Genomic DNA, 23,145 nt, shown 5'->3' with positions numbered 1-23,145 from the left:
AGTAAGGTGGTGACCATGATTGGACTTGAACCAACGACAACTACGATGTCAACGTAGTGCTCTACCAACTGAGCTACACGGTCAAAAAAAGGACTATCACAACAGAAGAAAAGTTGTGATAAGTCTGAGGTACTTAATAAAATATGTTATCTTTTAAGTTCGTGAAGTTCACTAAATAAATAAGCTTCAACTATTTCATCAATACTTCTTTGAGTAGGAGCTACTAAAACAGAAGCATTTTCTTGTTGAAATTGCCAAACATACTCTTGGTCATTTTGAACAACAACTGTCTCAATGAAAGCATTTATTTCATCTTTATCTTTATAAAACTTACAGTTTTCTATTTGTCCTTCGTTTAATTCAACAAAGGCCCAGTATTCAAGTGCATCTAGTGTAGTTAATAGGGCTTCATGCCTTCTATTTGAATCTACAGGGATTAGTAAACTCATACTAAAATCCTTCAAGTTTTCTAAATAATATTATTAGGTGATAAATATTATTCGTTGTATTATATATTCTTACAACTTATTAAAACTTTACTTATTTACTATAGATATATTTTTTTAAACCATTTAGAAAAGATATAGATAGTCCATAGATGTTGTTTGAACTTTCTTTGTGAAGAAAGAGTATAGATATGTTTCAAATACTCTTCGTTAAAAAGGTTTGTTTCTTTATTTACATCTAGAATAGTTTGTAAAATAGAGTCTTTATACTCTTGGTGAATCCATTCATTAAATGGCGAGTTAAAACCTTTTTTTGTACGATTTACTATTTGTTCTGGAATATATTTTAAAGCAATCTTTTTTAGAAGATACTTGTTTGTATCCCCAACTTTTAGCTTTGAATCAATGTTAAAAGCAAGATTTACTAGTCTATAGTCTAAAAATGGAGTTCTAACCTCTAACGAGTTTCGCATAGAGATACGGTCAACCTTACTTAGAAGAGCTTCTCCTAGCCATATTTTTAAATCAATATAACTCATCCAATCAACGGGGTCTTTTTTAGGATTTTCTGTTTTAAAAGTAGGTACTTTTTTAAATAGTTTTCTTTTTTGGATATCTGAATATATTTCACCAAAAGAGTTATAGATATTTTGTTTTTTAACTACTCTTCTTAAGTATTCACTCTCTTTTGTATTGTTTTGTAAGGCACTAATAATAGAGTTTAAAAACTCATTTTGCCCATTGTCTAATGTCTTTGCAAAATCATAATAACCTAAAAACTTTGCATAGTTGTCATATCCTAAAAACAGCTCATCACTTCCTTCTCCACTTAAAACAGTTTTTATTCCTGTTTGATGAATTTTATTAGTAAGTATATTAAGTGGAACTGCTGCACTATCTGCATGGGGTTGTTCAAGTGCAGTTAAAGTATCTTCAAAGTAGTTTATAAAATCATCTTTTCCTATTTCAAGTCTTGTGTGGTTTGAGTTTATATGTTTTGCTGTAATATCTGCATAATCTAGTTCACAATAGTTTTTATATTCACTATATCCTACTGAGAAAGTATTGATTTGTTTGTTTGTAATCTTAGAGTATAAAGCAGATACAAGTGAGCTATCAACTCCACCACTAAGTAAACTTCCAACTTCTACATCTGAAACAAGCCTTGCTTCAATACTTTTGATTAAAGTCTCTTCTATCTTTTCTAGGGCTTCACTTTCATCTTTTACAGCTTTGTAGGTATTGATTTTATAGTATCTTTTCTTTTTTAAATCATTGTTTTGTAAAGTAAAGTACGTTGCTGCTTCAAGAGAGTTTATATCTTGATAGAAAGTATTAGGAGCGATTGGTACAAAATATTGAACATATTGGCTAAGGGCTACTTTATTTAGCTTTGGAGTACTTCCTAGTAGCTTTATAATAGAGTTTATAGAAGAAGAGAAGATAAACTTATTGTCTTTGTGGTAGTAGAAAAATGGTTTCTTCCCATATCTATCCCTTGCACAAAAGTATTTCTCTTTTTTCATATCATAAAGGCAAAAAGAGAACATACCATTTATCTTGTTTAAAAAGTCTTCTTCGTACTTTTGATAAAGTCTTATTAGAACTTCTGTATCCGATGAGGTTTTACACTCTAAAGCCTCTTCTTGTATTAGTTCTTGATAGTTATAGATTTCTCCATTAAAAACAATTAGAATATCATCAAAAACCATTGGTTGATTTGCTTCATTGTCTAAATCAATAATTGCTAATCTTGTGTGACCAAATTCTTTGTCTTTTATTTTTAGTGAAGAGTTATAATCAGGACCTCTATTGTTTAAATTTTCTAAAGCCTCTTTAAAATTGTTTGATAAAAAGTTAGCTCCTAAAATACCACACATCTTTATACTCCAAAAAACTTATCAATAATGATAATATAAACAGCCATAAAACCAATAAAACTTAAGGTACTAATAATTACTGCAAAAGTTGTATCTATAGGTTTACAGTTGTATAAAGCTGATAGATTTACATTATTAACTGCAAGGGGGACGATTAATTCTAAAAAGATAATTGCACCAACAAAAGGGTCAATTTTAAAATAAACAATCACAAATAGACCAATGATAGGTAAGATAATATGTTTAAACAAAGTGATATTTATAGATAAATTCCAGTTAGCACTTTTTACTTTTACTTGTGACATAAAGATACCAAATACAACAAGTTGCATAACTATTGCTGCGTACGCTCCCATTGTAAATACTTTTTCAAAGTTTGCATTTAAAGAGAAACCATAGTAATTAAATAAAATAGCTAAAATAGCTGCATGAATAGCTGGTATTTTAAATATCTCTTTTAAAGCATCAGTGAATTTAAACTTCTCACCTGCAAAGAAGTAAACTGAAAAGATATAGATATAAAACATATTTGCAATATTTAAAATAGAAGTATATGGAACTGAAGCTTCACCAAAAAGAGCAATTCCCAGTGGAATACCTAAGTTCCCTGTATTTCCAACAAGAGATGAAGCTAAAAAGATAGAACGGTCTTGATAGTCTTTAAAGATTTTCTTTGAATAAAAGAAAGCAAAAAATAGTGTGATAAATACAGCAACTGCATAAATTAAAGGTGAAATTATAAATTCATCATTTATAGGAGCTCTTGTTAATCCCCAAAAAATAAGTATAGGTTGTAAGAAATATAGGTTTAGAAGTACAAAACTCTTTTCGTTTACTTGATCTTTAAAACTACGTTTAAAAACAAAACCAATAACAATAAGAATATAGATTGTAGCAACGGAAATAAGAGCGTCTATGATAAATTCCTTTTAATTAAAAAAGGAATTTTATCAAAATAAAGTAGTTTGTTAGCTTTTAGTTCATGATACCTTTAATCATGAAGAAGATAGCAGCAGATAAACAAGCAGCAGCAGGAACAGTAATAACCCATGCAGCTACAATTTTCTTAACCGCATCTCTTTTTACATATTTTACTCTCTTAGCTTGTTTGAAATCTCTTTTTTCTTGTTTTACTTGGTCAACTTTTTCATCAATTAATTTATAAAGTTCAGCAATTCTTACATAGTCAGCTTTACTCTTTTTATCTAGGTTCTCTAACGTATCTAACTCTTCTTGGTACCCATCTAAAATCTTTTTATCTTTTTTAAATCTTTTTCTAGTGTCTGCAATAAATTTGCTCTCTGATGAATCAAGGTACTCTCTTAGGAAACCAACACCAAATACCCCACCAACTGCAATATGAGTTGAAGAGACAGGAAGTCCTAATTGAGAAGCAATAATTACAGTAACAGCAGCAGCCATAGCAATAGAGAATGCTCTCATTTGGTCAAGCTCAGTAATCTCTGAACCAACTGTCTTAATAAGCTTTGGTCCAAATAGTGCAAGACCTACTGCAATACCAAGAGCACCAACTGCCATAACCCAGAATGGAATACCAACTTTAGAGTTAATTCCATGACTTATAATAGCATCATTAATAGCTGCTAATGGTCCAATAGCATTTGCAACATCATTTGCTCCATGGGCAAAAGAAAGTAGGGCTGCTGCAAAAATTAATGGAATAGTAAATAAAGAGTTTACTGAATCTCTGTCATTGCTAAGTTTTTCAGCTGCTTTAGTAATTAGTGGTCTTACAAAATAGTAAACTGCAACTGCAATTATAAGCGCAATTCCAGCAGCTGTAAAGAAATCTAATTTAATTAGTTTTTTAATACCTTTTAAAATTAGGTATGTAGAGAATGCCCAAGTCATAAATGCTACTAAATAAGGAACAACAATTTTTGCTGCTGCTATCATATCCTTTTTAAAGACTATTCTTGTTTTTATTATATAAAGGAAACCAGCTGCAATTAGTCCACCTAAAACTGGAGATATTACCCAAGAAGCTGCAATTTTACCCATAGTATCCCATGAAACAATTGCAAATCCAGCTGCGGCAATACCAGCTCCCATAACTCCACCAACAATAGAGTGAGTTGTTGAAACAGGTGCTCCAATTGATGTAGCAAAGTTAAGCCATAATGCAGCAGATAATAAAGCAGCAGTCATAGCCCAAATAAAAATCTGTGGGTCAGAGATAAGTGCAGGGTCAATAATACCTTTTTTGATTGTTTTAACAACATCTCCACCAGCAATAAATGCACCCATTGCTTCAAATATTACTGCAATTATAATTGCAGCAGTCAAAGTCAGTGCTTTAGAACCAACAGCAGGACCAACATTGTTTGCAACATCATTTGCTCCAATGTTCATAGCCATATATGCACCAAAAACTGCACCAATAATTAAGAACGTATTATTAGGAACATTTCCATGAGATGTATATGACCACAAGAAAACCATAGCCATAAATAATAGTGCTAAAGATATCTTAGCAAACCCTGGAAGTGTTTTTTCCCTAGCTTTGTCGAACTTATCAATTGTTTTAATATCCAACGTATACCCTTTGTGTAACTTTTCTGTAACTAATATTTTGTAGGATTGTATTGGGTAAATCCTTACACAACCTTTAAGTAAGCTTAAACTTTATATTACTAAACTAACTAAGATATTTTATATCTCTATAATATATTCTACACTTTTTTTCAAATTTCTATACTTTTTTTCATATTTTTTTGAAAAAAATATCTTCATTGTAATAAAAAACTTGACAAAAAGTACTTTTTTCTATAGAATGGTAATAAAATATAGAGAAAATACATAAAGGAGTTATAAATGAGTATTAGAATTTTAACTGCCAATGAAAATCCAAAGGTAGAAAAACTAAAAAAAGAGTTTGATATTTTTAGAGTAATCGACATCAAAAAAGGTGAATTACAAATGATTGAATTCTTTAATAAAGATGGAGCATTTAGAGGATTTGGTAGGGATACAAAAACAGCTTTTAAGAAAGCTAAAAAAGTTTTAAAAAACTACTATAGCTAGTAGTTAAAATGAAGCAAGAAGAAGATTATCTTCTTCTTGGTCTTCTTCTTGATGAATCAGAGTGACCATTTCCTCCGCTTCTATTTCTAGAACCAGATCTTCTTTGACCATTTCTTCCTCTTCCACCGTTTCTACCTCTAGAGTCTCTTCCACCTCTATCATCTTTCATTCTTTCGAATAATCTTGTGATATCTTTTTCAGACTTACCAATGTTGTTACTTCCTTTTACGTAAGTAGTATTAGTAAGCATTGAAGCTAGTTTATGAGCAATAGTAGATAAATCGTACTCTTCTTTCATACTTTCAACTAAGTCAATTCCTGAATCATAAACTTTTTGTTCAATAATTTTACTTTTTAGAGTATCAGTTTTCTTTTCTTTTACTGATTCTACGTTTGGAATAACTTTAGCTTCTAGTTTTCCACCAGTTGCTTTTTGAATTTTTTGTAACATTCTAAATTCATGTGGAGTAACAATAGAAACAGCCATACCGTCTTTACCAGCTCTTCCTGTTCTTCCAATTCTGTGTACATAAGATTCTGAATCAAATGGTAAATGGTAGTTAAATACGTGAGTTACATCATTTACATCTAATCCTCTTGCAGCAACATCTGTTGCAATAAGAACTTCAAGTCTTCCTTTTTTGAATGCATTAATAGCTTCTTCTCTTTGTCTTTGTTCCATGTCACCATGAAGACCTTTTGCTGAGAAACCTTGAGATACTAAGAATGTAGCTAATCTATCTACTTCTTTTTTAGTTCTACAGAAGATAATTGATTTATCAGGGTTTTTAAAGTCATATAATCTAATTAAAGCATCATCTCTTTCATGTTCATCAACTACATAGAAAGTTTGTGTGATTTTAGAGTTAGTAATCTCAGATTTAGTAATCGTGATAAACTCTGGCTCTTTTAAAATTGTTTTTGCAAGATTTTTAATTGCATTTGGCATAGTTGCAGAGAAAAGAAGTGTTTGTCTTTCATCTGGAAGATAAGTGAAAATCTCTTTGATATCATCTAAGAATCCCATATCAAGCATTTCATCTGCTTCGTCAAGAACTACAAATGATGGTTTAATATTAATTTTTCCACCCTTTAGTAAATCTAAAAATCTACCTGGAGTTGCAACAATGATACCAGCATTGTCGATATGCTTTAATTGTCTTGAATATGATTGTCCACCATATACTGTAGCAGTGTTAATACCTAGATTTTTACCAAATCTAAATAGCTCATCAGAAACTTGCATTGCAAGTTCTCTTGTAGGAACAATTACTACTGCTTCAACATTTTTGTTGCACTTCATCATATTAATAATTGGAAGTCCAAATGCAGCAGTCTTACCTGTACCTGTATGAGCTTGACCTACTATATCTTTACCTTGTAAAACAACTGGAATTGCGTCTCTTTGGATAGGACTTGGCTCTTTAAATCCTGCGTCATCAATTGCTTTTTGTAAGTTTTCTTTGAAATTTAATTCATTAAAAGTCATTTATTACCTTTTGGTTAGTTTATACTTCGTAGTATATTATTAAAACATACACTTATATAAACTTCTTCTATTAATAGAACTAGATTTAAAAACTTTATGCTTAAATGAAAGAAAGCAGGGCCTTGAAATTAGAGATTCAAAGTAAAAATAGCATATATCTGTGTATAGTTTTGCGGATTATATCTAATTTAATATAAATATAAGCTGTAAGAATGAAACTAAGAGGTTTTACCCTCTATAGCTTCTTAGATATCGTCTAGGCTTTTGTAACCTTCTAGATATTTTGTGTCGTAGTTATTTGCAATGAAGTCTTCATTTTCCATCATTTTTTGGTGGAATGGAATTGTAGTTTTAATTCCTTCTACTTCAAACTCATTAAGAGCTCTTTTCATAATATTGATAGCTTTTTCTCTATCTCTTCCCCAAACAATTAGTTTACCAATCATTGAGTCATAGTATGGAGGTACTACATATCCTGCGTAAACATGAGAGTCAACTCTTACGTTTCTTCCACCTGGTACGAACCATTGTTTTACTTTACCTGGACTTGGTAAGAAAGAGTTTGGATCTTCAGCAGTGATTCTAACTTCAATAGAGTGACCTCTAAATTTAATAGACTCTTGTGGTGGTAACTCTTCACCTTCTGCTACTTTAATCATAAGCTCAATAATATCAATTCCAGAAACCATTTCTGAAACTGGGTGTTCAACTTGAAGTCTAGTATTCATTTCCATAAAGTAGATGTTTTGTTTATCATCTGCTAGGAATTCAAAAGTACCAGCACCTTCGTAGTTTAAGTATTTTGTAGCTTTAACTGCAACATCATGTAAATGCTTTCTTGTTTCATCATTTAATAAAATTGCAGGTGATTCTTCAATAACTTTTTGGTGTCTTCTTTGTAAAGAGCAATCTCTTTCACCAATATGAATAGCATTTCCATGAGAGTCACCAACAACTTGAACCTCAATATGTCTTGGTTTATTGATAAATCTTTCAAGGTACATTGTTCCATCACCAAAGGCAGCTAATGCTTCACTTGACGCAGCAGTAAATAATTGTTCAAACTTATCTTCAGATTCGATAAGTCTCATACCTCTACCACCACCACCTGCTGATGCTTTTGCCATGATTGGATAACCAATTTCATTTGCAACTTTTTTACCTTCTTCAACAGAGTGAACAGCACCGTCAGAACCTGGAACAACTGGAACACCTGCTTTAATCATCTCATCTTTTGCTTTTGATTTATCAGCCATTTTTTCCATTACTTCAACAGATGGACCAATAAATTTAATATTGTGAAGTCTACAAATTTCAACGAAGTCTTGGTTTTCTGATAAGAAACCATAACCTGGGAAAATTGCATCACAACCTGTCATTTCAGCAGCAGTAATAATTGCAGGGATATTTAAGTATGAATCAATTGACTTAACATCACCAATACAAATTGCTTCATCTGCATGTTTTAAGTATGAAGCATTTTTATCTCCAGCAGAATAAACAGCAACAGACTTTTTACCCATTTCTCTAATAGTTCTGATAGCTCTTTGAACTATTTCACCTCTATTAGCAATTAGAATTTTTTTAATTTCAGCCATGTTAGCTTCTTATTATAGTTTTTCTACAACGAACATTGGCATATCATATTCAACTGGGTTTCCGTTTTCAACTAAGATATCAACGATTTTACAATCAAATTCAGCTTCAACTTCATTCATAATTTTCATTGCTTCTAAGATACATAAAGTTTGACCTTTTTTAACTGTATCTCCTTTTTTAACAAAATCAGAAGCTTCTGGAGATGGCGCAGCATAGAATGTTCCAACCATTGGAGAGTTGATAGTGTCACCAGCTGGTACAGCAGGAGCAGCTTCAGTTGTAGCAGCAACTGGTGCAGCAACAGGTGCTTGTGCAGCAGGAGCAACAGCAGCAGGTGCAGAAGTTGTTACAACAGTTCCACCTTCAAAACCTTTTTGCATAGCTACTTCAAATTCACCTTCTTTAACTTTTAATTTATTTAATTCACTTTTATCAAAAACTCTAATTAGTTCTTTAATTTCTTTAAAATCCATGTTTAACCTTTTATAATTAAATTTTTGGAAATAATACCATAAAAAATGTTATAAAACCTAGTACTAATTTTTCAAAATATGGTAAAATTAGCTTTTTTTTGACAAAAACTCATATTAAAATGTTAAAATATAGCAAAAATCAAAGAAAATTAGAAGTTTTGTAAAATTACTACTAAAGAGTAATTTATATGAAATTAATATGAAACTATTTTAGGAAAATTAAATGATAAGTGATAGAAATTTTATAAATATTGCCCATGAAATAGCAAGTGCTTCAAAGTGTGTATCAAAACAAGTAGGTGCTGTTATTGTAAAAGATGGAAGAATACTTTCAACGGGATACAATGGAACACCAACAGGATATACTAATTGTAGTGCACATTGGAATGGAGAATATACAAAAGATCACCATGATTGGTCTAAAACATATGAAATTCATGCTGAAATGAATGCTTTAATTTGGGCAGCAAGAAAAGGTATCTCAATAGAAGATGCAACAATTTATGTAACTTTAGAGCCTTGTAGTGAGTGTTCAAAAAACTTAATAGCAGCAGGAATTAAAAGAATTGTTTATGATAAAGCATATGAACATACAAACTCTGAAGTTGTTTCAAAATTTATTAAAGATAATGGCGTAGTAATAGAACAAATAAAATGATAGGTATAGACAATCACAAATTTTATAAAAAAGCTATTGATAAATATGGAATAAGTGCCCAAGGGGTTCATTGGCAATCTCAGTTTACCCAATATCTTAGATTTGAAATTATAAACTCATTTATAAAAGATGATATAAAAAATTCTTCTATTGTTGATGCAGGTTGTGGTTTTGCAGAGTATTTAAATTATTTAAAGAAATCAAACTTGAAACCTAAAAACTATATTGGCTTAGATTTAGAACAAAGAATGGTAACTTTAAGTAAAGAGAGATTTCCTAGCGAAAAGTTTATGGTTAGAGATATAGTAAAAGATAAACTACCAAAAGCTGACTACTATATTTGTAGTGGAGCTATGAATATACTTAGAAAAAAACAGATGTTTAGATTTATAGAAAACTGCTTGGCTTCATCTAATAAAGGCTTTGTCTTTAACTTCTTAAAAGCAGATAGTTTAAATAATGTTTCTTGTGAAACGATAATAGACTTTTGTGAAGGTTTAGGAAAAGAGATTCATATAAAAGATTACTATTTAGATAACGATATTACTGTTTTTCTAAAACACTTGACTGATTAGTTAAGTAAACTTAAAAATATCATAAGTTTTTCATATCAAGAATATATACTTACAATATAAAGTAAACTAAAATTAAGGATTAGGTAATGAAAGTAGGTTTATTTATTCCCTGTTTTATGAATGAGTTGTATCCAAATAGTTCGATGGCAACTTTAAAACTGTTGAAGAAATTTGATATGGATGTTGAGTATCCAATGGACCAAACCTGTTGTGGGCAGCCAATGGCAAATTCAGGCTGCTCTAAAGATATGAAAACATTAGCACTTAGATTTGTAGATATTTTCAAAAAATATGATTATATCGTTGCTCCAACTGGTTCATGTGTAACTATGGTTAAAGACCATTATAAACCATTTTTTGATGAAGATGACAAAGACTACAACAAAGTAAAAACTTCTATTTATGAAGTTTGTGAGTTTTTACATGACATTATAAAAGTGGAAAAAATAGACTCCTATTTCCCTCATAAAGTAGGAGTTCATAACTCATGTCATGGTCATAGAGGTTTAAAATTAGGAAGCCCAAGTGAACTTAACATCCCTAAAAACAATAAACTAAAAAACCTACTTAACTTAGTAGAGGGAATAGAAATTGTTGAACTAAACAGAGATGATGAGTGTTGTGGTTTTGGTGGAACTTTCTCTGTAACAGAAGAAGATATTTCTGTTGCAATGGGTAAAGATAGAATTAAAGACCATATTGATTCACATGTTGAAATTATGACAGGTGCAGATATGTCATGTCTTATGCATATGCAAGGTTTAGTTAATAGAGAAAATAAACCTTTAAAAATCATGCATATTACTGAGATCCTTGCAGGGGAGGTTTAATTATGAGTGTTTTACATGACCATCCAGCAAAAGCTAAAGAGTTTGTGGCAAATGATGAAAGAATGCATTGGCATGACCAAGCTCTTTGGTTTGTAAGAGAAAAAAGAGATAGAACTACTAAAACTATTCCAGAGTGGGAAACATTAAGAAGGTATGCTGACCAAATCAAGTCTCATACTATGGCAAACTTAGATAAATATCTTTTAGAGTTTGAAAAAAATGCAAATGCAAAGGGAATAAAAGTTCACTTTGCAAAAGATGCAAAAGAACACAATGAAATAGTACATAGAATTTTAAGTGAAAACAATGTTAAAAAAGTTGTTAAATCAAAATCTATGCTAACAGAAGAGTGTCACTTAAATCCTTATTTAGAATCTAAAGGAATGGAAGTTATTGATACAGATTTAGGTGAAAGAATTGTTCAACTAAGAAATGAACCACCTTCACATATTGTACTTCCAGCAATTCACTTAAAAAAGCAAGATGTTTCTGATACTTTCCATGAAAAAATGGGAACTGAAAAAGGAAACTATGACCCAACATATTTAACAAGAGCAGCAAGAGCTGATTTAAGACAAAAGTTCTTAGATGCAGATGCTGGTATTACTGGGGTTAACTTTGCAATTGCAAATACCGGGGGAGTTGTAGTTTGTACAAACGAAGGTAATGCAGATATGGGTGCTTCTTTACCTAAACTTCATATTGCATGTATGGGAATTGAAAAAGTAGTTCCTAGACTTCAAGACTTATCTGTATTTACAAGACTACTTGCAAGAAGTGCTACTGGTCAAGCAATCACTTCATATACATCACACTTTCACGGTCCAGTTGAAGGTGGACAGATGCATATTGTAATTGTAGATAACAAAAGAACACCATTTTTACAATCAGAATCTTATAAAAAAGCATTAAACTGTATTAGATGTGGTGCTTGTATGAATACTTGTCCTATTTATAGAAGGTCAGGTGGTCACTCATATGACTATGTTATTCCTGGACCAATTGGTTCAACACTAGGAACATTTAGAGACCCAAAAAAGCATAAAACACTATCTTTTGCTTGTACACTTTGTGGTTCATGTTCAAATGTTTGTCCTGTGAAGATTGACTTAGATTCGCAGCTTTACACACATAGACAAGACCTAAGAGAGAAAAATATTATCTCTAATCAAAAAAGATTATCAATGCAGTTTGCTTCTTGGCTAATGAGTAAACCAGCACTATTTGATTTTGCAGGAAAGGTAGCCAGAAAAGTGGTACCATTTTTACCTAAATTTATGATTTATAATAGATTTAATGTTTGGGGAAAACAAAGAGATATTCCTACTATGCCTAAGAAGAGTTTTAAAGAGATTTATAAAGAGGAGTTTGGAAATGACAAGTAAAGAATTAATATTAAAGAATATTAGAACTAACAATGTAGTTCAAGATACTAGTTTACCAGATTACTCAAACTTTGGCTTAACTTTTGAAGATAAACATTCACACTTTTCAACTATGCTTGAGTCAGTTGGTGGGAAAGCTTTATTTATAAAAAAAGAAGAGTTAGAAGAAACAATTAAATCTTTATATCCAGATGAAAAACTTATAACTTCAAATATTGAAGGTTTTTCATTAGCAAATTTTGATGCAAATGAGGAAGCAGACCCACATAATCTAAAAGATATTGATTTAGCTGTTGTTAAAGGTGAGTTTGCAGTTGCTGAAAATGGTGCTGTTTGGGTTAAAAATAGAGACAACAGACACAGAGCTTTATATTTTATTGCACAAAATATCATTCTTGTATTAGAAAAAAGTGCAATTGTAAACAATATGCATGAAGCTTATGAATTAATCTCATTTGGTGAGCCTTCTTATGGAGCGTTTATTAGTGGTCCTTCAAAAACTGCTGATATTGAACAGTCATTGGTAATTGGAGCGCACGGTCCAAAATCAGGATATGTAATTTTTGTAGAATAGTTTGCTAATTATGTTATAATTGAAAGATAACATAAGGATTATTTTGAGATTACTGTTAATTTTATTACTGTTTTTAAGTTCTTTATTCGCTTCTAAAGAGGTGTTGTTACTTCATTCTTATCATAAAGGATACAAATGGAGTGATGATATCTCTTTAGAAATAGAGAAGAAGTTTAAAAATGAAAAAGACATAGACCTTACTACTATTTACATGGATACAAAACATGTAGCTACACCTAATTACTTAAATAAATTAGCACAACTTTACAAAGAACAATTTTCAACAAGAAATTTTGACCTTATCATTGTTAGTGATAATAATGCTTTTGAGTTTGCAATAAGATACCATGAGTACCTCTTTAAAGATTTACCAATACTATTTTGTGGAATCAATAATTTCGATAAAGCTTTACTTGGCGAAAACAATATGAAAGAGTATATGACAGGGGTAGTTGAACAAGTTGATTTAGAGAAAAACTTTGAACTTATTCTTCGTATGCAACCAGAACTAGAAAAACTACTTATAATAAATGATAAATCAAAAACAGGACTTGCAGTAAAAAGAGACTTAAGGCCTGTAATTGAGAAGTATTCTGAAAAGATAGATATCGAGTATGTAGATAATTTAGATATTGATAATCTAAAAAAGAAGGTTGTAAATCTAGATAAAAAGAAGAGTGCACTTTTATTTGTACTTTTATTTAAAGACAAAACAGGAAAATTTTTTACCTATAAACAGAGTTTTAAAAAAATATATGAAGTAAGCCAAGTTCCCACATATGGACTTTGGGATTTTTATTTAGATTATGGAATGGTTGGAGGTTTATTAACTTCTGCAAAGGCTCAAGGTGAAGCAGTTGCAAATATGACCTTACAAGTTTTAAATGGCAAAAGTGTAAAAGAAATTCCTGTTATAGAAAAATCTCCAAATAGATATATTTTTGACTATAAAGAGTTAGATAGATTTGATTTAAGTGTTGAAAATATTTTAAAAGAGTATGAGCTTATAAATGAACCCCATGGTTTTTTTAGAAAATATACAAAGTTAGTAGTAGTTATAATCATAATTATTGGAATCCTTTTAATTATGGTTTTTTCTATGAAAGCAAATATTCAAAGAAGAATGAGAGTTGAGAAAGACCTACAAAATAGAATTAAGTTTGATAAAGTTTTATTAGATACTTTACCAAATGCAATTTACTATAAAAATAAAGATGGAAAGTTTTTAGGTTGCAATAAAGCCTTTTCTGAACTTTTAAATATTCCAAAAAAAGATGTGATTGGAAAAACAGCTAAAGATTTCTTTGCCCCTGATATTGCAAGAAAAAATGAAGCAGTTGATAAAAAGCTATTAAGAACTTTTGGAACAGATACTTCAGAGATAACTTTACACCTATCTGACAATCAAATGAAACATATAATTATCAAAAAAGCTGTTTATCTAGATAATGATAGTTCTATTGGTGGAATTGTATGTATTATGGATGATATAACAGAGCGAATTCAGCAAAAGCAGTTTTTAATACAACAAGGTAAGTTAGCTGAAATGGGTGATATGGTTGCAGCAATTGCCCACCAATGGAATGAGCCACTTGTAGAGCTTTCTGCTGAGGTTCAAGATATTCAGACATCATTTTTATTAGGAGAGTTAAAAAACTCTCAGGTTCAAGAGTTTGTTAATGATTCAATGGTGCAAATAAAATATATGTCAAAAACATTAAGTGATTTTAGAAACTTTTTAAAACCTTCTACAAAAAAGATTATCTTCTCAATTAAAAACTCTTTTGAAGAGATTTTTGAGATTATTGGAAAACAGATTTTCTACTCGAATATTAATATGAAAGTAAACTATAACTACGAAGGTGATGATTTACTTATTTATGGTTATGAAAATGAGTTTAAACAGGTTTTATTAAATCTTATAAACAATGCAAAAAATAAAATTATAGATAAACAAACAAATGTAAAATACAATTTAACAATTAATGTAGATGAAAGTAAAAAATATAATATAATAGAAATAATTGATGATGGTGGAAATATTGAAGCAAATATCATTGATAAAATTTTCGAGCCATATTTTACTACTAAAAAAAGAGGTACTGGCTTTGGTCTTTATATGGCAAAGGTAATTGTTGAAGATAAGATGAATGGGCAAATTACAGTACAAAATAAAGACGAGAATGTAGTCTTTACTATAAAACTTCCAAAGAAAGAGGCACAAAATGAAAATCCTACTACTTGAAGATAACAAAAAACTAAATGCAACTATTAAAAAAAGATTAGAGCTAAAAGGGTATAAAGTCTTTAGCTATATAGATGGGCAAGAGGCTTTAAACAACATAGATGAAGGTTTTTCTTGCTTTATTCTTGATATAAATGTGCCAAATATCGATGGAATAAATATCTTAAAAAAGATTAGAAGTTATTACAGTGAAGTTCCAATCATCATTATAAGTGCTACTGTTGAACTTGATATGATAAAAGAGGCTTACGACTTTGGATGTAATGACTATTTAAAAAAGCCATTCTTTATAGATGAGTTAGAGATAAAGGTTGAAAAACTTTGTCAAGTAAAAGATGAAAAAGAGCATTTTGATGAGAACTCATATTTTGATTATAAGTCTTCAACTTTATGTATAGATAATGAAGAACAAAGACTAACAAAAAAAGAGAGACTTCTAATGAATCTTTTTTTAACAAAGAAAAATCAAGTACTTACTTATTCTGCAATTGAAAGTTATGTTTGGGAAGGTTCATTTGCTTCAATTGAATCAATTAGATCTTTAGTTAGAAGACTAAGAAAAGTAGTAAAAAAAGATTACATTCATACAGTTGTAGATACAGGATATATTTTTAAAACTGACTAAATAGTCAAAAATAGCATTAAAATAGCAATTTCTTAAAAAATCATTAATTTGGTGAACATATGCTCAAAACCCTATATTTTATGGGGTTTTTTTCTCAAAAAAATCTAAAATATCATATCTTTTTCATTTCTGGCAGTTACAATTTCCATGAGACACAAAAAAAAGGAGATTACATGAAGATGTTTGGTAAATCAACTAAACTACTTATGGCTGCAGCACTTATTGCGGGATTAGGTTCTGAAGCTTTAGCAAAAAAAGTATATAAATGGAAACTGGCAACTACTTGGGGGCCAACTTTATCACCATTTATTGACGCACCTAAAAATATGGCAAAACTTGTTGAAGAGATGTCTGATGGTAGACTTGTTATCAGAGTAGACGCTTCAAACAAACATAAAGCTGCACTTGGAATTCTAGATATGGTAAAAGGTGGTCAGTATGACATGGGTCACTCTGCATCATATTACTGGAAAGGTAAAGATATCAACACTTTACCATTTAGTACAATGCCATTTGGGATGACTACACCTGAACAATATTCATGGTTCTATCACGGTGGTGGTATGGAACTTATGAAAAAAGTTTATAAAAAACATAAAGTACTATCTTTCCCTGGTGGAAGTTCTGGAAATCAAATGGGTGGTTGGTTTAGAACAGAAATCAACACTGTTGACGATTTAAAAGGTCTTAAAATGAGAATCCCAGGATTTGCTGGTGAAGTTATGGCAAAACTAGGATTAACAGTAACAAATATTGCTCCAGGTGAATTATATACTTCACTTGAAAGAGGAACTATTGACGCATTAGAGTGGGTTGGGCCTGGAATGGACATCAACATGGGATTCAATAAAATTGCTCCTTACTACTATACAGGATGGCATGAGCCAGGATTAGATTTACAATTCTTAGTAAATGAGAGAAAATTCAAAAAGTTACCAAAAGATTTACAACAAATCTTAATTACTGCTATGAGAGTGTCTGCATATGATATGTATATTCAAAACTATCACATGAGTTCTGAAGCTTGGGCAAAAATTGAAAAAGATTATCCAAATATCAAAATCAAAACTTTCCCAAAACCAGTTATGGACGCTATGAAAAAAGCAAATGCTGAGTTAAGAGAAGAGATGGTTAAAGGTCAACCTTTATTAAAAGAGATTTTAGATTCTCAAGAAGCTTACCAAAAGAAAGTTAGAGAGTGGACTAAAATGTCTGATTATATCTACTTAAAAGACAACTTATAAAATTGTCTTTATTCTTACAAAAAACCCCTTTAAGGGGTTTTTTTATACAATGAGTAACATAAACATAGATCAATGAGATATCTTTATCTTACTTATTACAACACACCCAAAGGATTTTTATGTTGTTAAAACTTGAGAAAGGATTCAATAAGTTTGCGGACTTTATTGGACTGATAACAGCAATAGCAATGGTTCTGATGATTTTAAACGTATTTTATGATGTAGTTATGAGATACTTTTTTAAATCAGGAAGTATTGCTATGCAAGAGATGGAATGGCATTTCTTCTCTGTAATTATACTTCTAGGAGTTGCTTATACTCTAAAAGAAGATGGTCACGTAAGAGTTGACTTAGTATATGATAGATTTAGCCCACAAAGAAAGGCAATGGTTAATATGGTAGGTGCTGTATTATTCATTTTACCAATTGCTATTTTAGTAGGACTTAGTTCAATTAACAATGCTTATGAAGCATATTTATCAATGGAGCAAAGTGGCGATCCAGGTGGTCTTCCATATAGATGGATTGTAAAAGGGCTTATTCCTTTATCTTTCTTTTTATTGATTATTACAACAATTGGATTCTTTATTAGAAATCTAAATATTTATAAAGGGTTACACCCAATGGATGAATATAATTTAAAAGGTGAGATTGAAAATCTAAAATGTGATTTAAGTGAGAAAAAACATCATGTTGTAGATATTGACCCTTTTGAGAATGAGGACAAAAAAGGAGATTCTAAATGATTGGTATAGTAATGTTCTTTACTGCACTGTTTATGCTAATTATTGGATTTCCAGTAGCATTTACATTTGCAGCAGTTTCAGTATTTTTTGGTATCTTCGCAGGGTTCTATGAAATCTTTGCTTATGCAGAAGAAGGTACAGCTATAGCGCAACTTATCTCTGAGGGATGGGTTGAAGGTATAGCAATGTTTGATTATATGCCTTTTAGAATCTACTCTATTCAGCAAAGTACTATTTTAATGGCAATTCCAATGTTCATCTTTATGGGAATTGTTTTACAAAAAACAGGACTTGCAGAAAAATTATTAGAATCTATGGGATTCTTATTTGGAGAGATTAGAGGTGGTGTTGCTATCTCTACAGTATTAGTTGGTACTTTACTTGCAGCTTCAACAGGTGTTGTTGGTGCTTCAGTTGTTGCGATGGGTGTTATTTCCCTTCCTGTAATGCTTAAGTATAAATATAATACAGAATTAGCTACAGGTACAATCTGTGCCTCAGGTACACTTGGACAGATTATTCCTCCTTCAATTGTATTAATTATTTTAGGGGATGTATTCCAAGTTCCAGTTGGTGACCTGTTTAAAGCAGCAGTTGGTCCTGGACTTACTTTAGTAGCAGCATATATTCTATTTATTCTTGTAGTTTCATATGTGAAAAAAGATTTTGCTCCTGCAATTCCAGCAGACCCAAGTAGAGGGGATAAGAAAAAACAAGTTGTAAGAGCTTTAATTGATATTATTCCATCATTAACTCTTATTATCTTAGTTCTTGGTTCTATTTTTGCAGGTATTGCAACTCCTACTGAATCAGCAGCTGTTGGATGTATTGGTGCAATTTTACTTGCAGTTTTATATAGAACATTTGCAGTTAGTATGGTAAAAGAAGCAGCTTTAGAGTCTGTTAAAGTAACTTCAATGGTATTTGGTATCTTAATTGGTGCAACAGCATTCTCTATGGTATTCTCTTATACTGGTGGAGAAGAGATTGTTGAGCATGTAATGATGAGTTTACCAGGTGATGGAAAATGGGGATTCATTATCTTTACAATGTTAGCAATCTTAGTTTTAGGATTCTTCATTGACTTTATTGAGATTTCTTATATTATTGTTCCAATTCTACTTCCAGTAGCAATGGCACTTGATATTAACCCTGTATGGTTCGCAATTTTAATTGCAATGAACTTACAAACATCGTTCTTAACACCACCATTTGGGTTCTCTCTGTTCTACTTAAAAGGGTGTGCACCAGCATCAGTTAGAACAGCACAAATCTACAGAGGGGTGTTACCATTTATTGTTATACAGGTAATTGTTCTATGTATCGTAGCATTCTATCCAGAATTCTTTGGAATGTCTGCAGATATGTAGTATAATACTATTTAAAAAAGGAGTACATCATGTCAAGCTTTTTAAAGCTATTAACTAATCTAGTTTTTAAAACAAAAGATAGGATGTACTCTTTTATTGATGACCCACAACAAAGAATATATACTGTCCCACGCCTTGAATAGCATTTAATTATAAATTTAACAAAGAAAAATTTATAAGGAAACAAAAATGTTAGAAGGAAAATACCAAGATTTTTATAATGAAGTATCAAAAGTAATTGATGCTAAAAACCTATTTACAGATAAGTTACATACATTAGCATATGGAACGGATGCCTCTTTTTATAGATTAATTCCAAAAATTGTAATCAAAACAGATAATGCAAAAGAAGTTGAAGAGATACTAAAACTATCAAATGCTATGGAATTAAGTGTTACTTTTAGAGCAGCAGGAACTTCACTTTCAGGTCAGGCTATCAGTGATTCTATTTTAATTGTTACATCAAGAAACTTTAGGGATTTTAGAATCTCTGATGATAAAAGTGCTATTACTTTACAACCTGCACTTACTGGACAAGAAGTAAACAATCTACTAGCTCCTTATGGTAAAAAGATTGGACCAGATCCTGCAAGTATCAATGCCGCTATGATTGGTGGAATTGCTGCAAATAATGCTTCAGGTATGTGTTGTGGAATTTCACAAAACTCATATAAAACTTTAAAATCAATGAAGTTAATCTTTGCAGATGGTACAAAACTAGATACAGCTTGCGAAGAATCAAAACAAGCCTTTAGAGTTTCTCACAAAGATTTAGTAGAAGGTTTAGAAAAAATTGCCAATGAAACAAAAAGTGATGAAGAGTTATCTGCTTTAATTGCAAAAAAGTTTAAAATCAAAAATACATGTGGTTACTCAATAAATGCATTAATTGATTTTGATGATGTATTTGAAATTTTAGAGCACTTAATCATTGGAAGTGAAGGAACTTTAGCCTTTATTGAAGAGATTACTTATGAAACAGTTGAAGATTTAAAAGATAAAGCAAGTGCACTTATTTATTTTAAAGATGTAAAAGAAGCATGTAATGCGGTTACTAAAATCAAACTTGCACGTGAAGCAAAAACTATTACTGTAGATGCGGTTGAGCTTATGGATAGAGCTGGACTTGCAAGTATTGAAAATGACCCAGCTATGCCAGAATATATCAAAGATTTTGATGAGAATGTAACTGCACTTTTAATTGAGACAAGAGCAATAAATGATGAGTCATTAAATGTTCAAATTAAAGAGCTTGAAGAACTTCTTGAAGAGTTCTCGGTTGTTAGAGGTATTTACTTTACAAAAGATGTAGCGGAATACACTCTTTACTGGAAGATTAGAAAAGGTCTTTTCCCAGCAGTTGGAGCTGTAAGGGAAGTTGGAACAACTGTTATTATTGAAGATGTTGCATATCCTATTGAAGTATTAGCTGAAGCTACATTGGAACTACAAGCACTATTTAAAAAACATGGTTATAGTGAAGCTTTAATCTTTGGTCATGCTTTAGAAGGAAACTTTCACTTTGTATTTACTCAAGACTTCTCAATTGAATCTGAAGTTAAAAGATATGATGAGTTTATGAATGATGTTGTTTCTTCTGTTGCAGTTAAGTATCAAGGAAGTTTAAAAGCTGAGCATGGTACAGGTAGAAATATGGCTGCATTTATTGAAGTAGAGTGGGGTAAAACTGCTTATTCTATGATGAAAAGAATTAAAGAAGTATTTGACCCAAAAGGACTTTTAAATCCAGGTGTTATCATAAATGATGATGCAGAAGCACACTTAAAAAACCTAAAAGCAATGCCTGCAACAAATGAGTTAGTTGATACTTGTATTGAGTGTGGATTCTGTGAGCCTACTTGTCCTTCAAATGATATTACTTTAACTCCTAGACAAAGAATTGTAATAAACAGAGAGATTTCAAAGCTCGAAAGAGAAGGAAATCATGAAGAAGCAAAAGAGTATAAAGACCTTTATCAATATGATGGAATAGAGACTTGTGCAACTTGTTCTTTATGTTCTACTGCATGTCCCGTTAAGATTGATACGGGAAGTTTAACTAAGTATTTAAGAACAGAGCAGTTGAGTCCAAGGGCTGATAAAATTGCTTCTTTTGTAGCAAATAATTTCTCTACAACCTTAAAGGGGATGAAGTTTGGATTAGGTGGAGCAAATCTACTTCATAAGATGATTGGAACACCAAGTATGGAAGGTTTCACTTCTTCTATGAGAGACTTAACAAAAGGAAACTTACCAAAATGGAGTGCAAGTCTGCCAAGACCAACTTCAATAGATACTAACTTTGAACAAAAACTTGTAGATAAAAAAGTTGTATATTTCCCTTCTTGTATAAATAGAACAATGGGAAGAGATAGTAAAACAACAGTTGAAGAAGAACTATTTGATGTAACAGTTAGGCTACTTCAAAAAGCTGGATACCAAATACTATTCCCTGAAAATATGGATGGTTTATGTTGTGGTATGCCATTCTCTTCAAAAGGTTTCAATAAACAAGCAAAACTAAAAAGTGATGAGCTAGAGCATGCTTTACAAGAAGTTAGTAACTTTGGAGAGTATCCAGTTCTTTGTGATACTAGTCCTTGTACAAAAAAGATGCTTGAGAGTTTTGATGGAAAAATGAAAATTTATGAGCCAATAGAATTTACTTTAGATGTACTAAAAGAGAATCTTGATTTTACTCAAATGGATGAACCAATAACTATTCATACTACTTGTTCTTCAAGAAAAATGGGATTACATGAAAAGTTTATAGAACTAGCAAAAATGTGTTCAACAAATGTAATAGTTCCAGAAAATGTTAAGTGTTGTGGTTTTGCAGGAGATAGAGGATTTAACTTCCCTGAACTTAACCAATCTGCACTTAGATTTTTAAAAGATGATGTAAAAGAGGCAAAATATGCTTTCTCTACTTCTAAAACTTGTGAAATAGGACTTAGTGAAACATCAGGTTTAGATTATAACTCTATTTTCTATTTAATTGATAAGTGTACTATTTCAAAAAATAAATAATCTTCTTTTATAACAAAACAGATATTTACTATTAATTTGGTAAAATATCTGTTTTTATATCAAATAAAAGTTTGATAGTTACAAAAAGGATTAAAATTATGACTAAACTACTTCTTGTTTTCTTAACGTTAACTACAATGTCTTTTGCTCAACTAGTAGACGCAATTGCATTAACTGTGAATGATGAACCAATTACTCTTTATGATATTGAAAAGAGAAAAGCTCAAGCTAACCTTCCTAAAGATAAAGCTGTAGCGCAACTTATTGATGAGGTTTTATTTGATCAATTAGTTGAAGAACACAATATCACAGCAGATATTTTTGATGTAAACAACTACTTAGAAAAGATTGCAGCATCAAATGGTATGGATTTATATACTTTTAAATCTTTAATTAAACAAAAATACCAAGACTATAATGCATATGAAGAGCAAACTAGACAGCAAATTATTAGACAAAAACTTACAAGAAAACTTGTTAGAGGAAATATTAAAATTGCAAATGAAGATGATTTAAGAATTTTTTATGATAACAATAAAAATCTTTTTTCTACAGCTTCAACTGTAAGAGCAGTTCAATACTCTTCAGTAGATAATGCAGCTTTAAAAAAGGCTATTAGCAACCCAATGGTAAATGTAAAAGATGTTAAAAAAGCAGCTATTGAATTAAACCAAGCTAATTTAAACCCTCAGTTAAAGTATATTTTAAACGAGACAAAAGTTAATCAATTTACTCCTGTTTTCACATCAAATAAGCAATATATTTCTTTATTAATTAAAGATAAGGGAAATCAACAAACTTTAGCTTTTGAAGATGTAAAAGATAGAATTTTTAACATGATTATGCAAGATAGAGAAAAGAAATATTTAAAAGACTATTTTGAGAAATTAAAACTATCTGCAGATATTAAAATAGTAAGATAAAAGGAAAT

The 23,145-nt window shown here is 30.8% G+C and carries 20 protein-coding genes and 1 tRNA gene; 13 read left to right on the top strand and 8 right to left on the bottom strand.

The window, feature by feature from the left end; genetic code table 11:
* Positions 1–7: 7 nt before the first annotated feature.
* The 5 genes from CRV03_RS04930 to CRV03_RS04910 form a co-directional block, all read right to left on the bottom strand.
* Positions 8–83 (bottom strand) — tRNA-Val (locus CRV03_RS04930).
* A 63-nt stretch (positions 84–146) separates the two neighbouring features.
* The gene (locus tag CRV03_RS04925; RefSeq protein ID WP_129084037.1) at positions 147–449 is read right to left on the bottom strand and encodes a hypothetical protein; all 303 of its coding nucleotides are present in this window, start codon (positions 447–449) and stop codon (positions 147–149) included.
* 98 nt (positions 450–547) lie between these two features.
* Positions 548–2,326, bottom strand: a complete 1,779-nt coding sequence (gene asnB / locus CRV03_RS04920; protein ID WP_129084036.1) for an asparagine synthase (glutamine-hydrolyzing) — start codon at positions 2,324–2,326, stop codon at positions 548–550.
* A gap of 2 nt (positions 2,327–2,328) precedes the next feature.
* A complete protein-coding gene (locus tag CRV03_RS04915) occupies positions 2,329–3,231 on the bottom strand; it encodes an AEC family transporter (protein ID WP_258239017.1) in 903 nt (300 codons plus the stop codon).
* Positions 3,232–3,301: 70 nt separating this feature from the next.
* A complete protein-coding gene (locus CRV03_RS04910; RefSeq protein WP_258239008.1) occupies positions 3,302–4,882 on the bottom strand; it encodes an inorganic phosphate transporter in 1,581 nt (526 codons plus the stop codon).
* A gap of 279 nt (positions 4,883–5,161) precedes the next feature.
* Here CRV03_RS04910 and CRV03_RS04905 point away from each other — a divergent pair, with 279 nt between their 5' ends.
* Positions 5,162–5,371, top strand: a complete 210-nt coding sequence (locus CRV03_RS04905) for a hypothetical protein (RefSeq protein WP_129084034.1) — start codon at positions 5,162–5,164, stop codon at positions 5,369–5,371.
* Positions 5,372–5,396: 25 nt separating this feature from the next.
* Here the strand turns inward: CRV03_RS04905 and CRV03_RS04900 are convergent, their stop codons facing one another.
* From CRV03_RS04900 to accB, 3 genes are all read right to left on the bottom strand, one after another.
* On the bottom strand, positions 5,397–6,860 hold the full coding sequence (locus CRV03_RS04900; RefSeq protein WP_129084033.1) for a DEAD/DEAH box helicase: 1,464 nt from the start codon (positions 6,858–6,860) through the stop codon (positions 5,397–5,399).
* Between the two features lie 245 nt (positions 6,861–7,105).
* On the bottom strand, positions 7,106–8,458 hold the full coding sequence (locus CRV03_RS04895; RefSeq protein ID WP_129084032.1) for an acetyl-CoA carboxylase biotin carboxylase subunit: 1,353 nt from the start codon (positions 8,456–8,458) through the stop codon (positions 7,106–7,108).
* Positions 8,459–8,470: 12 nt separating this feature from the next.
* Positions 8,471–8,932, bottom strand: a complete 462-nt coding sequence (accB, locus tag CRV03_RS04890; RefSeq protein ID WP_129084031.1) for an acetyl-CoA carboxylase biotin carboxyl carrier protein — start codon at positions 8,930–8,932, stop codon at positions 8,471–8,473.
* A gap of 223 nt (positions 8,933–9,155) precedes the next feature.
* Here accB and CRV03_RS04885 point away from each other — a divergent pair, with 223 nt between their 5' ends.
* The 12 genes from CRV03_RS04885 to CRV03_RS04830 all read left to right on the top strand — a co-directional run bounded on the left by CRV03_RS04885 (position 9,156) and on the right by CRV03_RS04830 (position 23,137).
* On the top strand, positions 9,156–9,590 hold the full coding sequence (locus tag CRV03_RS04885) for a dCMP deaminase family protein (protein ID WP_129084030.1): 435 nt from the start codon (positions 9,156–9,158) through the stop codon (positions 9,588–9,590).
* Positions 9,587–10,165, top strand: a complete 579-nt coding sequence (locus CRV03_RS04880) for a class I SAM-dependent methyltransferase (protein ID WP_129084029.1) — start codon at positions 9,587–9,589, stop codon at positions 10,163–10,165. Before CRV03_RS04885 ends, CRV03_RS04880 begins: the two co-directional genes overlap by 4 nt.
* A gap of 86 nt (positions 10,166–10,251) precedes the next feature.
* Positions 10,252–10,995, top strand: a complete 744-nt coding sequence (locus CRV03_RS04875) for a (Fe-S)-binding protein (protein WP_129084028.1) — start codon at positions 10,252–10,254, stop codon at positions 10,993–10,995.
* Between the two features lie 2 nt (positions 10,996–10,997).
* Positions 10,998–12,380: a lactate utilization protein B gene (locus tag CRV03_RS04870; RefSeq protein WP_129084027.1), complete on the top strand. Its 1,383-nt coding sequence runs from the start codon at positions 10,998–11,000 to the stop codon at positions 12,378–12,380.
* Positions 12,370–12,954: an LUD domain-containing protein gene (locus CRV03_RS04865; RefSeq protein WP_129084026.1), complete on the top strand. Its 585-nt coding sequence runs from the start codon at positions 12,370–12,372 to the stop codon at positions 12,952–12,954. The genes CRV03_RS04870 and CRV03_RS04865 overlap by 11 nt, the downstream gene beginning before the upstream one ends.
* A 43-nt stretch (positions 12,955–12,997) precedes the next feature.
* Positions 12,998–15,199, top strand: a complete 2,202-nt coding sequence (locus CRV03_RS04860) for an ABC transporter substrate binding protein (RefSeq protein WP_258239007.1) — start codon at positions 12,998–13,000, stop codon at positions 15,197–15,199.
* On the top strand, positions 15,180–15,824 hold the full coding sequence (locus CRV03_RS04855; protein ID WP_129084025.1) for a response regulator transcription factor: 645 nt from the start codon (positions 15,180–15,182) through the stop codon (positions 15,822–15,824). Before CRV03_RS04860 ends, CRV03_RS04855 begins: the two co-directional genes overlap by 20 nt.
* Positions 15,825–15,997: 173 nt before the next feature.
* Positions 15,998–17,068, top strand: a complete 1,071-nt coding sequence (locus CRV03_RS04850) for a TRAP transporter substrate-binding protein (RefSeq protein WP_129084024.1) — start codon at positions 15,998–16,000, stop codon at positions 17,066–17,068.
* Between the two features lie 119 nt (positions 17,069–17,187).
* Positions 17,188–17,814, top strand: a complete 627-nt coding sequence (locus CRV03_RS04845) for a TRAP transporter small permease subunit (protein WP_258239006.1) — start codon at positions 17,188–17,190, stop codon at positions 17,812–17,814.
* A complete protein-coding gene (locus CRV03_RS04840; protein ID WP_129084023.1) occupies positions 17,811–19,184 on the top strand; it encodes a TRAP transporter large permease subunit in 1,374 nt (457 codons plus the stop codon). The genes CRV03_RS04845 and CRV03_RS04840 overlap by 4 nt, the downstream gene beginning before the upstream one ends.
* A gap of 189 nt (positions 19,185–19,373) precedes the next feature.
* Complete coding sequence (locus tag CRV03_RS04835) at positions 19,374–22,214, top strand: FAD-binding and (Fe-S)-binding domain-containing protein (protein WP_129084022.1); 2,841 nt, start codon at positions 19,374–19,376, stop codon at positions 22,212–22,214.
* A gap of 98 nt (positions 22,215–22,312) precedes the next feature.
* Positions 22,313–23,137 carry a peptidylprolyl isomerase gene (locus CRV03_RS04830; RefSeq protein ID WP_129084021.1) on the top strand — a complete coding sequence of 275 codons (825 nt, stop codon included), beginning with the start codon at positions 22,313–22,315 and terminating at the stop codon, positions 23,135–23,137.
* The last annotated feature ends 8 nt before the right edge of the window (positions 23,138–23,145 follow it).

Source organism: Arcobacter sp. F155, assembly GCF_004116455.1.
In the GTDB taxonomy this organism is placed as follows: domain Bacteria; phylum Campylobacterota; class Campylobacteria; order Campylobacterales; family Arcobacteraceae; genus Halarcobacter.
The sequence above is the reverse complement of the archived record's forward strand: the minus strand, read 5'-3'. Positions and strand labels throughout refer to the sequence as shown.

Coding starts and splice junctions, on each gene's coding strand:
- CRV03_RS04865 (WP_129084026.1), top strand. CDS start 12,370: ATGACAAGTAAAGAATTAATATTAAAGAATATTAGAACTAACAATGTA.
- CRV03_RS04835 (WP_129084022.1), top strand. CDS start 19,374: ATGTTAGAAGGAAAATACCAAGATTTTTATAATGAAGTATCAAAAGTA.
- CRV03_RS04875 (WP_129084028.1), top strand. CDS start 10,252: ATGAAAGTAGGTTTATTTATTCCCTGTTTTATGAATGAGTTGTATCCA.
- CRV03_RS04845 (WP_258239006.1), top strand. CDS start 17,188: ATGTTGTTAAAACTTGAGAAAGGATTCAATAAGTTTGCGGACTTTATT.
- CRV03_RS04850 (WP_129084024.1), top strand. CDS start 15,998: ATGAAGATGTTTGGTAAATCAACTAAACTACTTATGGCTGCAGCACTT.
- CRV03_RS04840 (WP_129084023.1), top strand. CDS start 17,811: ATGATTGGTATAGTAATGTTCTTTACTGCACTGTTTATGCTAATTATT.
- CRV03_RS04880 (WP_129084029.1), top strand. CDS start 9,587: ATGATAGGTATAGACAATCACAAATTTTATAAAAAAGCTATTGATAAA.
- CRV03_RS04925 (WP_129084037.1), bottom strand. CDS start 449: ATGAGTTTACTAATCCCTGTAGATTCAAATAGAAGGCATGAAGCCCTA.
- CRV03_RS04905 (WP_129084034.1), top strand. CDS start 5,162: ATGAGTATTAGAATTTTAACTGCCAATGAAAATCCAAAGGTAGAAAAA.
- CRV03_RS04895 (WP_129084032.1), bottom strand. CDS start 8,458: ATGGCTGAAATTAAAAAAATTCTAATTGCTAATAGAGGTGAAATAGTT.
- CRV03_RS04870 (WP_129084027.1), top strand. CDS start 10,998: ATGAGTGTTTTACATGACCATCCAGCAAAAGCTAAAGAGTTTGTGGCA.
- CRV03_RS04900 (WP_129084033.1), bottom strand. CDS start 6,860: ATGACTTTTAATGAATTAAATTTCAAAGAAAACTTACAAAAAGCAATT.
- CRV03_RS04830 (WP_129084021.1), top strand. CDS start 22,313: ATGACTAAACTACTTCTTGTTTTCTTAACGTTAACTACAATGTCTTTT.
- accB (WP_129084031.1), bottom strand. CDS start 8,932: ATGGATTTTAAAGAAATTAAAGAACTAATTAGAGTTTTTGATAAAAGT.
- asnB (WP_129084036.1), bottom strand. CDS start 2,326: ATGTGTGGTATTTTAGGAGCTAACTTTTTATCAAACAATTTTAAAGAG.
- CRV03_RS04885 (WP_129084030.1), top strand. CDS start 9,156: ATGATAAGTGATAGAAATTTTATAAATATTGCCCATGAAATAGCAAGT.
- CRV03_RS04855 (WP_129084025.1), top strand. CDS start 15,180: ATGAAAATCCTACTACTTGAAGATAACAAAAAACTAAATGCAACTATT.